The organism is Nocardia sp. NBC_01730 (genome assembly GCF_035920445.1).
Lineage (GTDB): Bacteria > Actinomycetota > Actinomycetes > Mycobacteriales > Mycobacteriaceae > Nocardia.
In genome coordinates, this window is record NZ_CP109162.1 from 1848646 (window position 1) to 1863200 (window position 14555).

General features: G+C 66.1%; 10 protein-coding genes. 8 read left to right on the forward strand and 2 right to left on the reverse strand.

All coding sequences use genetic code 11. From position 1 onward, the window contains the following. Nucleotides 1-89 precede the first annotated feature (89 nt). From OHB12_RS07645 to OHB12_RS07675, 7 genes are all read left to right on the forward strand, one after another. Nucleotides 90-1007 carry a universal stress protein gene (locus tag OHB12_RS07645; protein ID WP_327117483.1) on the forward strand — a complete coding sequence of 306 codons (918 nt, stop codon included), beginning with the start codon at nucleotides 90-92 and terminating at the stop codon, nucleotides 1005-1007. Between the two features lie 1204 nt (nucleotides 1008-2211). After that, nucleotides 2212-3339: a 4Fe-4S dicluster domain-containing protein gene (locus OHB12_RS07650; protein WP_327117485.1), complete on the forward strand. Its 1128-nt coding sequence runs from the start codon at nucleotides 2212-2214 to the stop codon at nucleotides 3337-3339. Next, nucleotides 3332-3802: a Crp/Fnr family transcriptional regulator gene (locus OHB12_RS07655; RefSeq protein WP_327117487.1), complete on the forward strand. Its 471-nt coding sequence runs from the start codon at nucleotides 3332-3334 to the stop codon at nucleotides 3800-3802. Before OHB12_RS07650 ends, OHB12_RS07655 begins: the two co-directional genes overlap by 8 nt. Beyond that, entirely contained in the window at nucleotides 3799-4623 is an 825-nt protein-coding gene (locus OHB12_RS07660; protein WP_327117489.1) for an FAD/NAD(P)-binding protein, read from the forward strand. The genes OHB12_RS07655 and OHB12_RS07660 overlap by 4 nt, the downstream gene beginning before the upstream one ends. Continuing rightward, complete coding sequence (locus tag OHB12_RS07665; RefSeq protein WP_327117491.1) at nucleotides 4623-5399, forward strand: oxidoreductase; 777 nt, start codon at nucleotides 4623-4625, stop codon at nucleotides 5397-5399. The genes OHB12_RS07660 and OHB12_RS07665 overlap by 1 nt, the downstream gene beginning before the upstream one ends. Continuing rightward, nucleotides 5383-6675, forward strand: coding sequence for a Ni/Fe hydrogenase subunit alpha (locus OHB12_RS07670; protein WP_327117493.1), 1293 nt, complete (start codon nucleotides 5383-5385; stop codon nucleotides 6673-6675). Before OHB12_RS07665 ends, OHB12_RS07670 begins: the two co-directional genes overlap by 17 nt. Continuing rightward, a complete protein-coding gene (locus OHB12_RS07675) occupies nucleotides 6672-7157 on the forward strand; it encodes a hydrogenase maturation protease (protein WP_327117495.1) in 486 nt (161 codons plus the stop codon). Before OHB12_RS07670 ends, OHB12_RS07675 begins: the two co-directional genes overlap by 4 nt. A gap of 243 nt (nucleotides 7158-7400) precedes the next feature. On the opposite strand, the gene ppsA is transcribed toward OHB12_RS07675, so the two are convergent. Next, on the reverse strand, nucleotides 7401-9740 hold the full coding sequence (gene ppsA / locus OHB12_RS07680) for a phosphoenolpyruvate synthase (RefSeq protein WP_327117497.1): 2340 nt from the start codon (nucleotides 9738-9740) through the stop codon (nucleotides 7401-7403). Between the two features lie 405 nt (nucleotides 9741-10145). Between ppsA and OHB12_RS07685 the strand changes: the two genes are divergently transcribed. After that, the gene (locus OHB12_RS07685; RefSeq protein ID WP_327117499.1) at nucleotides 10146-12965 is read left to right on the forward strand and encodes a cation-translocating P-type ATPase; all 2820 of its coding nucleotides are present in this window, start codon (nucleotides 10146-10148) and stop codon (nucleotides 12963-12965) included. A gap of 334 nt (nucleotides 12966-13299) precedes the next feature. Here the strand turns inward: OHB12_RS07685 and OHB12_RS07690 are convergent, their stop codons facing one another. Next, nucleotides 13300-14253 (reverse strand): 1-phosphofructokinase family hexose kinase, encoded by a 954-nt coding sequence (locus OHB12_RS07690; RefSeq protein ID WP_327117501.1) that lies wholly within the window; start codon nucleotides 14251-14253, stop codon nucleotides 13300-13302. Nucleotides 14254-14555 lie beyond the last annotated feature (302 nt).

Consider the following 14555-nt stretch of genomic DNA (forward strand, 5'->3'; position numbering starts at 1 on the left):
TGCTCTCTGGTTGGTGACCAAGGACCGGTGTGCGGTACCACGCTGAATTCCTAATCTACGGGTACGCGTTTCACCGATGGGCGAGAAGAATGACCACACAGCGCAGCAGCGATCCACACCAGCTGGCATCGGCAGCCGTGGTGGTCGGTGTCGACGGCTCCGAGGCGTCCGACCTGGCCGTCCGCTGGGCTGCCGAGACGGCTGCACAGCGCGGGCGGCGGCTGCACATCGTGCACGGCCTCGACCTTGCCGTGGCGCGTGCCGTCCTGGGCGTCTACGACCTGATGGTGCCCGCCGTCATCGATACGATCCGCCGCCAGGGCGCGGATCATGTGGCGACGGCCCGCAGGCTGGCCTACGACGTCGATCAGGGCCTCACCGTGGAAACCGAGGTCTGCGAGGACCACCCGGCGAAACTGCTGATCGAGCGATCCGCGGCGGCGAACCTGGTTGTGATCGGCGCCAGCGGTGAAGGCGGCACGATCAGCCATCTCGGCGGCACGCTGCTTGCCGTGGTAAGCCACGGCCACGGCCCGGTCGTTGTGGTGCGCGACACCGGGACCGAATACCAGACGCGCTGTGTCGGCCGGGTCGTAGTCGGTGTCGACGGCAGTGAGATCAGCGAAGCGGCAGTCGGCGCCGCCTTCGCCGAAGCCAGCGACCGCCGTGCCCAACTCGTCGCCGTCTACGCGTGGAGCGACCTCCCTTACGGCCGATTCGCTGGGCTCCCCAATACCATCCCAGATCGCGGTGTCGCCGCAGAGGCGCAGTCGATCCTGGCCGAGCAGCTCGCCGGCTGGCAGGAGAAGTACCCGGACGTCGACGTCATGCGAAAGGCCTATCTGTCCGGGCCACGCCATCACCTCATCGAGTGGTCCCGATCGGCCCAGCTCCTTGTCGTCGGCAGCCGTGGCCGCGGCGGGTTCCGCGGCCAGCTGCTCGGCTCGACCGGCAATGCGCTCATCCAGCGCGCCCACTGCCCGGTCATGGTGGTCCATTCACCCTGACACCTCCGGCTCGACGACCTGCCAGGACGCGTGGCGGATGAAGCGATGCCTTCAGTCGGTAATGACGCCGGTTCCGCGCCGAAGCATGAACGACATGCCGATACCGGTACAGCGGTGGATGGTGTTGTCGTGCAGCAGGATTCGCCGTGGTGCCCATCGGTCGTCGGAGAGCGGACTTGAAGGGGCAGGCCGCGTTCAACAGCGACGCGACAGGTCGGACGCCTGGTGCAGTCCTAGTCGGCGTCGACGACTCGAGGGGGCAGACGCGCGCCCTCGATGTCGCCTTCGACGGGGCATCCCCCGCGGTGCCGCCGTGCTCGCGGTGCACACCTGGTCGGAATCCAACCGCAAAGCGACACACCGCCCGCACATCGAACCTAGCGATGCCGTGATCATGGAGGACGCCACCGTCAGAGTCCGGGCCGCGGCTGCCCGCAGATGGGCGGACCTAGGACGCGGGTTCGGTCGAGATCCGGGCCGTCTGCCACCGCAGCCGTGCGAACGTGCAGCCCTTTGCCGGGCGTCGAAGTCCGACGAGCACTGTGTTCGAACTCGGAATTCATACCAACACAAAGCGCCGGTCGACTGCCCGATCGATAGCGCCCGTCGTCCTCGAAAGTAGAAAACCTTCCCGACACCCGGTTGTACAAGGCCGGGTACGACACAAACGCCACCGGCGATGCCACCTCCAAATATGGACTACAGGCTGCGAGTCAGGGCTATGATGTGAATTCACCCGCGCGGTCGAGTTCAGGTACCGATAGGTCCAATTTCGCGCACCTCGGCAGGTTCTGCCGTTGGGAATAGTACTGCAGGTAGCTCTACCATCTGGCGAACTGCTGGAAACGTTCCGCTTCGGAGTCCATCTCGTTTCCTTCTTTCCCCGCCACCGCCGATATCGCGAGCAATGCCGGCGGGAACGAGTACCTCGAACTTTGCTCGCAGCCAAATGCCAAAAAGAGGGTCGGCGTATGGCTTTCGACTCTTGAAACGGGTCGATAAACCGACAAAGGTAGAAGTCGTGTCGATGACCACCGAAGAGCCCCGGTGGTGGTACGGCCGAACGATCAGCGGGAAATGCCACAGGGGGGCGAGGATATCGGTACACGGCGTGTGGCGGGCGTCGTCTTTCCGTTCGTCGTCGACATGCTGGTCTGCGAGCAACTGCCCCGGAACTGTCGACTGTCGAGGGAAGTAGGCAACCATGACACCTGATACGGCACTGGTGCTCGATCGCGCGGGTCTGGACCGCCTGATCGAGGTGCTCATCGACGACGGTTACCGGGTGATCGGCCCGACCGTACGCGACAACGCGATCGTGCTCGCCGAACTGGCCTCGGGCGGCGAACTGCCCTCGGGTTGGGGGGTGGATTCCGCGCCGGGCCGATACCGATTGCGCCGTCGCGATGACGCCGCGGTGTTCGGGCACTCCGCCGGACCTCAGTCCTGGAAACAGTTCCTGCATCCGCCGCACCGCACGGTGTGGACCAGCGACCCTGACGTCCGCGTACAGCCCGTCGACGAACCTCCCCCCCGGGACGCGTTCCTCGGGGTGCGCGGCTGCGACCTGGCATCCATCGCCATCCTGGATCGAGTGCTCGGAGCGGGGGCACACCCGGACAGCTCCTTCGCCCGGAAACGCCAGGGCCTGTTCGTGGTCGCGGCGAACTGCACCGAGCCGGGCGCGGTGTGTTTCTGCGTCTCCATGGGCACCGGCCCGCAGGTGGGACCGGGATACGACATCGCACTCACCGAGCGCATCGACGAGCATGGCCACCGGTTCTTGGTCGAGGTGGGCAGTGCGGACGGTGAGCGTGTCATGGCGTTGGTGACGGCTCGCACCGCCAGCGACGCCGAGGTGACCGACGCCCGGGCGGCCGTGGCCGAGGCCGCGAACAGGATGTATCGCGCCATGCCTGAGGTCGACCTGCCGACGCTGTTGCGCGAATCGCGTGAGTCGCCGCATTGGCAGGATGTGGCGAGTCGGTGCTTGACCTGTGGCAACTGCACGATGGTCTGCCCCACCTGCTACTGCACCACTACCGAGGACGTCACCGACCTGACCGGCGAGCACGCCGAGCGGCGACAGCGGTGGGTGTCGTGTTTCGAATTGGACTACTCCTACGTGCATGGCGGCAGCGTGCGGAAATCCGGCGAGAGTCGGTATCGCCAGTGGATCAGCCACAAACTGGGCACGTGGCACGACCAGTTCGGCAGCTCGGGATGCGTCGGCTGCGGTCGGTGTATCGCGTGGTGCCCGGTCGGCATCGACATCACCGCAGAAATGTCCCGGCTCGCCGAACTCGCCGAGGGAGGCACCGAGGATGTATGACGTCGGCGAGCTGTCGACCTTTCCCCGACTTGCCGGGCTGAGCCGCGACGAGCTGACCGCATTGGCGCGCATCGGCAGAGGCGTGTCCTTCCCGCCTGGGCAGCGGCTGTTCAGCGAACATGAGCAAGCCGACCGCTGTTGGTTGATCTGCGATGGTCTGGTCCAGCTGGACGCACAGATACCGGGACGCGGCGAGGAGGTGGTGCAAACACTCGGGCGCGGCGACCTGCTCGGGTGGTCCTGGCGGGTAGCGCCCTACCGGTGGCATTTCGGGGCGCGGTGTATCGATGCGGTGACCGCTGTCGAGTTCGATGCGCGGCAGTTGTCCGAATTGGTCGATCAAGACCCGAGATTCGGGCGCGCGTTGACCACCGTGCTGTTCGAGACTGTGCTGGAGCGGCTGCAAGCCACTCGGGCTCGACTGCTCGATCTTTACCGCAACCCCGGTAAGGCCCGGATGTGAACGCCAACTTCCCGGTCGCCTATCGCGTAACCCACCGTATCCAGCAGACGACGGACACCGTGACGTTGCGACTTCGCCCGGTCGACGCCACGTTGCCACCGTTTCTTCCGGGCCAATTCATGATGCTATATGCATTCGGCGTCGGCGAAGTCGCCATTTCCATCAGCGGCGACCCGAACGACCAGGACGGCACCCTGGAGCACACCATCCGCGCGGTGGGACCGGTCAGCCGGGCACTGCACGACACTCTGCTGGGCGGCGTGATCGGCGTGCGCGGGCCATTCGGTACCGACTGGGGTCTGGAAACCACGGCGGGCCGAGATCTGATCATCGTGGCGGGCGGCCTCGGGTTGGCTCCGCTGCGTCCGGTAGTGCTCGCCGCGATGGCGGCGGGAAACCATTTCGGCCGGGTCAGCCTGGTCACCGGCGCCCGCACGCCCTCCGACATGTTGTTCCGCGACGAACAGGAAAAATGGATGGCCGACGGAGCGCTGGAGGTCCACCAGACCGTCGACCGCCCGACAGCGGGTTGGCGCGGCCGAGTCGGGTTCGTTACCGAACCTACGGCGCACCTGGCTGTCGCGCCGGACCGTACCACCGCGTTCCTGTGTGGCCCGGAGCCGATGATGCGGTTCTGCGCGGAGACATTGCTCCGTAAATCCGTGTCGGCCGACGATATTCGAATGTCATTGGAACGCAACATGCAATGCGGTACTGGGCTGTGCGGTCACTGCCAGCTCGGCCCGCTGTTGTTGTGCCGGGACGGACCGATCGTCGACTACGCGACAGCCGATCCCCTGCTCACGGTAAGGGAGTTGTGATGAGTACACCGACATTGGCGGTCTGGAAGTTCGCGTCGTGCGACGGCTGCCAACTCACCGTGTTGGATTGCGAAGACGAGCTGCTGACGCTTGCGGACCGGATCCGGGTTGTGCACTTCCTCGAGGTCTCCAGCGCGGTGGTGGCCGGACCGTACGATGTGTCGCTGGTGGAGGGTTCCATCACCACCTCCGACGATCTGCGGCGGATCCGCGAGGTGCGAGAACAGTCCAGAATCCTGGTGACGATCGGAGCTTGCGCGACACACGGAGGTATTCAGGCACTGCGGAACTTCGCTGACGTCGCCGAATTCACTTCGGTGGTGTACGCCAGTCCGGAATACATCGACACACTGGCCACCTCCACCCCGATCTCGGCGCATGTGCCGGTGGACTTCGAGCTGCGTGGCTGCCCCATCGACCGCCGCCAACTGCTCGAGGTGCTGAATGCGTTCCTGGCCGGGCGTGCCCCGGACATCCCGAATACCAGTGTGTGTACCGAGTGCAAACGCCGCGGCCTGACCTGTGTCACGGTCGCCGAGGGAATCCCGTGTCTGGGGCCGGTCACCCATGCCGGATGCGGTGCGCTGTGCCCGGGCGTGCATCGCGGCTGTTACGGCTGCTTCGGGCCGATGGCGATGCCGAACCTCCGCGCGCTACTTCCACAGCTGGCCGAAAACGGTATGTCCGACGGCGAAATCAACCGGATTTTCAGCACTTTCGCAGTCAACGCACCGGAATTCGCGCAGAGGAACACCGAGCATGAGCCACCGCACTAGGCAACTCAGGGTCAGTTCACTGGCCAGGGTGGAGGGTGAGGGCGCGCTACGCGTTGTCGTCCGAGACGGCGAGGTCGAGGCAGCGGAGCTGAACATCTACGAGCCGCCCCGGTTCTTCGAAGCATTCCTGCGCGGCCGCGCCTACACCGAGCCACCGGACATCACCGCACGGATCTGCGGGATCTGCCCCGTGGCTTACCAGACCAGCGCCTGCAACGCGCTGGAACAGGCGTGCGGGGTGGAACTCGATCCACAGCTCGCCGCATTGCGCAGACTCTTGTACTGCGGAGAATGGATCTCGAGCCACGCCCTGCATATCTATTTGCTGCACGTGCCCGATTTCCTCGGCTACCCGGATGCGATCACCCTGGCCCGCGACCACCGCCACATCGTCGAAAAGGGTCTGGCACTGAAGAAATCAGGCAACGCGCTGCTCGAGTTCATCGGCGGCCGCGCCATCCATCCGGTCAACGTCCGGGTCGGCGGCTTCTACTCAGTGCCGAGGCCCGCCGAGCTTGCACCGCTGACCGAACAACTGCACCGCGCCCTCGACTACGCGACAGAGACCGCCGGGTGGGTGGCGGGATTCGAGTTCCCCGAGCTGGAACTGACCCACGACCTGCTGGCCGCATCCGACCTCCACCGATATCCGATCGACCGCGGCGATATCCGTACCAGTACCGGCGCTACCTTCCCAGCCGCGGAATTCCCCGCGCATGTCGTCGAGCACCAGGTACCGCACTCCACCGCGCTGCACGCCCAGCTCGACGGCCATCGATACCTCACCGGACCACTCGCGCGATACTCGCTGAACTCCCAACTCCTGTCGCCGACGGCACGGCAAGTCGCCAGCGCGGCCGGCCTCGGTTCGGAGTGCCGCAATCCCTTCCGCAGCATCGTCGTTCGCGCGGTCGAGGTGGTCTACGCGATCGACGAGGCGTTGCGGCTGATCGACGAATACCAGCATCCACAACGCCCGGCAGTGCCGGTGACGCCGGCCGCGGGCGTCGGACACGGAGTCAGCGAGGCACCACGCGGATTGCTCTATCACCGATACGAGCTGGATGCCAACGGCATCATTCTCGACGCCACCATCGTGCCGCCGACCTCGCAGAACCAGCCCGCCATCGAAGACGACCTCCGACAGGTTGTCTCGGCGAACCCGGATCTCGACGATGCCGCGCTCACCTCGCTGTGCGAACGCACCATCCGCAACTACGATCCCTGCATCTCCTGTTCCGCTCATTTCCTCGATGTGGAGAGGGTGCGACTGTGACTCCGCCGCACCGCAGCGCCGTGGTCATCGGCCTAGGGAATCAGTACCGCGGCGACGACGCTGTCGGTCCGACGGTGGTGTCGGAACTCCAGCGCTACCGGCTGCCCAACGTGGAGCTGACCCTCTGCGACGGCGAACCCGTCGGTCTACTCGAGGCATGGAGTGGTGTCGATCTCGCGATCCTGGTGGATGCCGTCTTGTGTGAACCATCCGATCCGGGGCGCATCTGGCTCTCGACTATGGACAACCTGCATGGGGTGACCCACAGCGCGAGTTCGCATACCCTCGGTGTCCCCGAAGCGCTTCTTTTAGGCCGCGCGCTCGACCGCATCCCAGGCAAATTGATCGTCGTCGCTGTCGAAGCCGCCAACCTCGATCTCGGCCTGGGTTTGTCCGCTCCGGTCGCAGCCGCCGTACCGCGAGTTGTCGAAACCGTCCTGGACGAGTTGGCTGCCACGAAGACCGACTCGATCCGGCCATAGCCACCCGGTAATCGACGTGATCCATCACGGCATCAACCGCACCGCATACCGGGTGCGCCAGATGGGTCCGGCCACCTGCTATTGGTCGGCGGCCCGAGAACATAGTCGGGCCTGGACGACAGGCACTCGTCGAACATCTGCCTTGCTGTCGAAGCATCGCCGAATTCGAGTCGAATGCCATCGAGATCGGAGAGTCGGGCACCGCCATCGGCCCAAGACCCGGCGGGCCGCGCCAGCGGTCGCTTACGACCGATGCAATCGGGTCAGGGAAGCGTCCAAAAGGATTCGCTGCTCGGCGGCGGCGACAGCGCGGCGAACATGCGATGCAGCGTCGGGGTTCACGGAAATCGAGGTGATGCCCATGCCTACGAGGCTCGCGGCGTATCCGGGGCGGGTCGAGGGCGCCTGGCCGCACAGCGATGACGTGAGGTCGTGGTCGCGGGCGATGCCCACGATGCGGGCAATCGCATCGAGCACGGCCGGGTCCGACTCGTCGAACACTTCCGCGCACGGCTGTGAGTCACGGTCGACACCGAGCACGAGCTGGGTGAGGTCGTTGCTGCCGATGGACACGCCGTCGATGCCGAGGCCGGCGTACTCGGGGAGCCAGTACACCACCGACGGGACCTCAGCCATCACCCACCGGTGCAGTCCACGGCTGTGCCCGAGCGGGCTCGCGTCGATGAGATCCAGGCACTGCCCCAGCTCCCACCGGGTGCGGACGAACGGGAGCATCAGATGGATATTCGGGTTCAGTTCGCGTGCTCGGGCCAATGCCGCGAGTTCCAGGGCGAACATGTCGGGTTCGTGGATGTAGCGAAAGCAGCCCCGGTAGCCGATCATCGGGTTGTCCTCCACCGGCTCGTAGTCCGCTCCACCCGTCAATCCACGGAACTCATTGCTGCGCAAGTCGGTTGTCCGATAGATCACCGGCCGCGGCGCAAACGCCGCGGCAATGCGCTGCACCGATTCCGACATCGCGGTGACGAAGTGTTCCTGTTCGCCCCGGGCGATCAGGTCGCGCGGGTGCCGCCCGCCGAGCGCCTGCGTCAGCATGAATTCCGCCCGCAGCAGCCCGACCCCGTCCACGTTCTGGGCCGCAACGGATTCGGCGGCATCCGGCATCGCCAGATTGACGTAGATCTTCGTTGCCGTGACGACCGGCGGCTCAGCTTCGGCAAGGTGCGGCTCTGCCACCTGGACAGGCTGCGCCAGCGGGTGGCTGCCGGAGAACACCCGGCCCACTCCCCCGTCGACTGTGACAATCTGGCCATCGACGAGACTCGTTGTGGCAGTGCGTGCCCCGACGACGCAAGGTACACCGAGTTCACGCGCGACGATGGCAGCGTGGCAGGTGGTGCCACCACTGTCGGTGACCAGCGCGGCGGCCCTGCGGATCGTCGGAACCCAGTCCGGCGTGGTCATCGCGGCAACCAAGACCTCACCGTCGCGCAGGCGGGATCCCTCGGCCGGACGCGACAGGATGCGCACCGCTCCACTGGCGATACCAGGCGAGGCGGCCAGCCCCGCCGCCAGCTGCACACCCGCCGGGACCGTCGTAGTGGCAGCCGCGGGCCGGTCGATCGTGGTGATCGGGCGCGCCTGCACCAGCCAGATCCGGCCACCGTCATCGATGACCCACTCCACGTCCTGCGGTCTGCCGTAATGTTTCTCCCCGGCGATCGCCAGCCGGGCGATGGCTTGTAGCTCGTCGTCCGTGAGGACCGGGCGATCTTGCCCTGCTCCGGCGAGTGCGATCGACCGATCGCCCCCGCTGTCCCCGCTGTCCCCGCGGACGATCTCGAATGCCTGACTGCCCCGGTGCGCCTGCAGAATCCGGAGATCATCCTTGGCCAGCACATAGTGGTCCGGTTCGACCGCACCAGAGACTACGACCTCGCCTTGCCCACGCGCCGCCTCGATCACCACCCGGTCCCGCTCACCCGTGCTCGGGTCGGCGGTGAACGCCACGCCGCTTCGTTCGGCGGCCAGCATGATCTGCACCGCCACCGCCATCGCGGGCTCACCGGCGAAACTCCGCTCAGCCCGGTAAGTCTCGGCCCTCGGGCTGAACAGCGAGGCCCAACAGCGCTGTACCGCGTCGAGCAACGCGGCGGGACCGGAGATATTCGTGAACGTCGCGTTCATACCCGCGAACGACGCCGATGCGCTGTCCTCGCCGGTCGCCGACGACCGGACCGCGACCACGGCCTCGGCGGTGTCGGTACCGAGTCGCTGATAGGCCAGCGTGATCCGGTCCGCGAGATCGGGCGGCATGCCCGCCTTGGCCACCAGCGCACGCAGTTGCTCGCAGTGCCGCGCGAGTGCTTGGTCGTCACCGATCGAGGCCAGCGCCCGGCGATGCTCGGCGGCCAGCTCGTCCGCGACTCCACCGCGACGCATCGCATCCAGATAGCCGTCGCGGAGAATGACGAAACCGGCGGGCACGGGTAGCCCGGCCGCTGTGAGCTCACCGAGATTGGCGCCCTTGCCGCCCGCCTCGACTTCGTCCGACAGCCGGATGGCGGAAAGGTCGCGGACAACCTCTCCGCTTCGCGCCACATCCTGCGATGCAGTGTTCATGGGTTGCTCGGGCGGCTCCGCTGTGTCCATGGGTCGACTATGGTTCGCCCGGCCACCGCGGATCCAGAGGCCAACGCCTATGGATGACGGGCACACCGTCCGTCACCGCAGGGACCAATGGCCCTGCACAGCGAACATGGGTTCCGAACTGACGAAAGTCACCGATCGTTTCTCATTTCGGCTCTGTCCGCGGCAGTTTTCCGGGCTCTAACGTCGATTCTCGTAGTCATCGCGAACGAGAACCCGCGTCGAGAGGGACGGACATGCACGCCCTGGTTGCCGATAAATCCATGTTCGGCCGCACGGGCGCGGTCGGCAGGCAGACTGCGGCGGGGTGTCACACCGTCGACTGGATCCGCATAGCCACTGCCGAGCTATCCGATCCCTGCCAGGTGTGATGTAGCCGTGACAGAAACGCGATCCGCGGATGACACGGCGTTCGAGGCGGCAGTTGTCGATCCGACCGAGCATCTGGATCTGCTCCTTCGTGATCTCCGCAGCGCCAGATCCGGGCTGTCCACCCGAGAAGCGCAGCGCCGCCTGCTCCACCTGGGCCCCAACGCGCTGCGTCGCCGCGGCGGTGTCCGCTGGCCGAAGGAACTGGCGCAACAGTTCACACATCCTCTGGCGTTGCTGCTCTGGGCGGCCGCCGGGTTGGCTTGGTCGGTGGGCATCGCACCCATCGCGATCGCGATTCTGGTCGTGATCGTGATCAACGCAATATTCGCCTTCGTGCAAGAGCGGCACGCCGAACATGCCGTCGAAGTGCTGGCGGGCTTCATTCCCTTGCGCGCGAATGTCATTCGGGACGGACAGCCGCACACGATCGATGCCGGCGACCTTGTGCCCGGAGACGTCCTGGTCATCGCGGAAGGCGATCGGATCTCGGCGGATGCCCGGCTGCTCGACGGTGGCATCGAGGTCGACATGTCGACCCTCAACGGGGAGTCGATGCCCGCCTACCGGTCCGCCGACCTCATCGATACGCAAGTGCCGTTGCTTCGGGCCCGCGATGTCGTGTTCAGCGGCACCACCTGCACGGAGGGCACCGCCCGGGCAGTGGTGTTCGCCACCGGAATGCGGACCGAACTCGGGCGAATCGCCTCACTGTCGGAGCGCGTGGAGCGCGACGAGAGCCCGCTGGAGACACAGGTCCGTCGTGTCGCCTGGCTGATCGCACTGATCTCGGTCGTGCTCGGCGCCGCATTCATCCCGTTGGCTACGCTCGGTGCCGGACTGTCATTCCTCAACGCGGTGATCTTCGCGGTCGGTCTGCTGGTCGGCAACGTGCCGGAAGGACTGCTACCGGTCATCACCTTGGCCCTGGCCATCGGGGTGCGCAAGATGGCCGAGCAGGGCGCGGTAATCAAGCGCCTGAGCGCTGTGGAGACGCTCGGTTCCACCGACGTGATCTGCACCGACAAGACGGGCACACTGACCGAGAATCACATGCGCGTCACTGCCATCCACACAGCGGCCGGTCACATCGACCTCACCGGCGCCAGTCGGGTCGATAGACAGAGCGAGCCGGCCTCGGCTCGACTGACCGCCGCCATGGCAGCGTGCAATAACGCCCAGATCGATCGCGACGGCGGGGCCACCGGCGACCCGACCGAAGTCGCTGTCCTGGCGGCGGCGATCGCCCTCGGCGCAACCCTGGACACCGCGGATCGACAGCGGTCGCGGCGCAAGCAGTTTTCCTTCGATCCGATACGCAAACGCATGTCGACCGTCGATGAGAGCGGCGGGCGGCGGTGGGTGCACACCAAGGGTGCGCCGGAATCCGTGCTGCCGCTGTGCGTGGCCGAAATGGGTGCCGACGGTACCGACAGCCCGCTGACACCGGCACGGCGAAACGAAGTGGCCGAACTAGTGGATGCTCAGGCGGCCAATGGTTTACGTGTGCTGGCGGCGGCGGACCGCCGCCTCGCGCCGAACCAGGCCATGCCGGAATCCGGCGCGGCCGCCGAACAGAGCCTGACCCTGCTCGGCTTGGTGGCGATGGTGGATCCACCGCGGACCGAGGTGCCTGACGCCGTCGCGCAATGTCATGGCGCAGGCATCCGGATCATCGTCATCACCGGCGACCACGGCCTGACCGCCGCAGCCATCGCACGCCAGGTCGGAATCGTCCGTGGCGAGCCGACCATCGTCACCGGCGACGAACTCGACCGGATGAGCGAGCCGGAACTGGATGAATTGCTATGCGAGCCAGCTGAATTGATCTTCGCACGCTCATCACCCGAGGCGAAGTTACGGATCGCCGACGCACTGCGTGGGACGGGGCATGTGGTCGCGATGACCGGAGACGGCGCCAACGACGCCCCCGCGCTGCGCCGAGCCGATATCGGGATCGCGATGGGCCGCTCAGGCACCGATGTCGCACGGGAAGCCGCCACGATGGTGCTCACCGACGACAACTTCGCCAGCATCGCCGCCGCCGTCAACGCCGGACGGCGTGTCTACGACAACATCCGTAAGTTCATTTTCTACATCTTCGCGCACGCCACCCCCGAGATCGCGCCGCTGCTGGTGTTCGCACTCTCCGGCGGCGCCGTGCCGCTTCCGCTGACCGTCATGCAGTTGCTCGCGATCGATGTCGGTACCGAGACACTGCCTGCTCTCGCGCTCGGCCGCGAACCGGCCGAGCCAGGTCTGATGCAACGGCCGCCCCGCAAACGGAACGAATCGGTGATCCAGCCTGCGATGCTGTTGCGTGCCTGGCTGTTTCTCGGAGTCATTTGCGCGGCACTCGCCATGACCGGCTTCTTCGCCGTGCTCTTGGCCGCCGGGTGGCACCCCGGTGACCCAACCGGAGCAGGCACGCCGTTGCATCACGCCTACCTACAGGCGACCACCATGACATTCGTCGGTATCGTCGCCGGCCAGGTCGGCACCGCATTCGCCGCCCGCACCGAACGCGTCGCACTGCGCACGGTAGGTGTGTTCTCGAATCCATTGCTGCTGTGGGGCATCGCGTTCGAGATCGCCTTGACAGCGGTGATCGTCCATTTTCCGCCGATCCAGGATCTACTCGGCACCGCGGCCCTCGAACCATGGATGCTGGCCATCGTGGCACCATTCCCCCTCATCGTCTGGGGCGCAGACGAACTGCGGCGACTGCTCGTGCGGCGACTTTCAGCCACCGAGGCCGAAGCCCCTCAGCATGTGCCCATTCGACATCTGGCAGCCGTTGCCGACGGCACTGTCGACCACACAGATTGAAAGTTTCGACGGCCAGGAGCCAGTCGTATCACCTGACCATCACCGAAACAGATCCTTGACCGTCCTCGAACTGCAGCACCATGTGATACGCGCGGACGATCCGGGCAACGGCATCCCAGAAGGAACGCGCGAGGAATGCACAGCAGTAGGACCCGATCGCGGGAAAGCGAGCCGGTCACACAACGGACGCCGCAGGTGAAGGCGAACGCCTCGGCGAAGCCGACGGCATCGTCGCGGGGTGTCCCCGGTACCACAGCACTGCATCGTCGTCGATTGACAGCGACCCTACCGCACCTCTGGGGGGTGATGCGGTGATGACAAGCAACGTGCCCGCTCATGGCCAGATGCCTGATGGTTCGGCGTTCGGGCTGATGGACCGGTAGAGTTCGGCGATGCGCTCGGGGCGGCCTGGCCGGGTTCCCGGAGTAACCAGGGCTGCGCTGGCGGCGGCGATGCCGAGTCGGACCGCGTCAGCGAGGGCGAGACCGCGATCGAGGCCGACCGTGAGGCCGGCGACCATCGCGTCACCCGCACCGATGCCGCTGCGCACGGGAACGTGGATCGCGTCGAACCACTCCTGCATATCCCTGGTCACCGCGAGCGCACCCTCGGCACCCAGCGACAGCACTACAATCTCGCTCACACCCGAGGTCACCAACTGCCGGGCCGCAGCGGCTTGCTCGGCGCGGCCGGGCAGCGGATGACCGACACACTCGGCGAGCTCCCGCACGCTCGGCTTGAGCACGTGGACACCGGTGCGTATATGCCGCAGGGCACTCCCCGAGGCATCGAGCACCAGCCGGACCCCGAGACCACCAACGAGGTCTGCGAGCTCCTGGTAGAAGTCCACGGGCAAGCCCGGCGGCAGACTGCCGCTTGCCACCAGGTACCGCCCGCCGCGCACCGTCCGGTCCACCGCGGCCAGGCAGCGGTGCTTTTCGGGCGCGGTGAGCCGCGGCCCGGGAAATACGAACCGGAACTGCTGTCCCGACCCGATATCGGTGACCGAGAGGCTCTCCCTGGTCGGTTCGGCCACCGCGACCGGGTGCGTCGGCACACCAGCGTCACGAACCAGTTGTTCGAGCAGCACACCTGAGGGGCCCCCCGACGGAAACACCGCCATCGCCGCCCCGCCGAGCACGGTGACGGTGCGGGCGACGTTGATCCCACCGCCACCGGGATCGAATCGTGGTGACTCGCAGCGCATCTTGTCGGTCGGCACCACGTGGTCGGTGCGCGTCGCCATGTCGATTGCCGGATTCATCGTGAGTGTGACGATCGAAGTCACCAGTCACCTCCTCGGATAGGTACCCGGTCTTACATCACCGAGGTCGTCGACCTCGTAGGCGACGACAACTACGGACCGATGGCCCCGCATCGATGCGGCGAGCCCGGCACCGAGGCTGATGCGCACAATGATCGAACGCTCGTCGTTCACCAGGTGTGCGACCGGTCGAATCGGTCGTCATTCATGCCACCATCCCTTCGCTGACGGCGCATATGGCCGAACGTCACCCGCTGCGGTGGACCAAGTGCCTGATCCGCGGTACGGGGACATCGGTGACAAGCCATCGATATCGCGGCGATTGA

Coding starts and splice junctions, on each gene's coding strand:
- OHB12_RS07645 (WP_327117483.1), top strand. CDS start 90: ATGACCACACAGCGCAGCAGCGATCCACACCAGCTGGCATCGGCAGCC.
- OHB12_RS07650 (WP_327117485.1), top strand. CDS start 2,212: ATGACACCTGATACGGCACTGGTGCTCGATCGCGCGGGTCTGGACCGC.
- OHB12_RS07655 (WP_327117487.1), top strand. CDS start 3,332: ATGTATGACGTCGGCGAGCTGTCGACCTTTCCCCGACTTGCCGGGCTG.
- OHB12_RS07665 (WP_327117491.1), top strand. CDS start 4,623: ATGAGTACACCGACATTGGCGGTCTGGAAGTTCGCGTCGTGCGACGGC.
- OHB12_RS07670 (WP_327117493.1), top strand. CDS start 5,383: ATGAGCCACCGCACTAGGCAACTCAGGGTCAGTTCACTGGCCAGGGTG.
- ppsA (WP_327117497.1), bottom strand. CDS start 9,740: ATGAACACTGCATCGCAGGATGTGGCGCGAAGCGGAGAGGTTGTCCGC.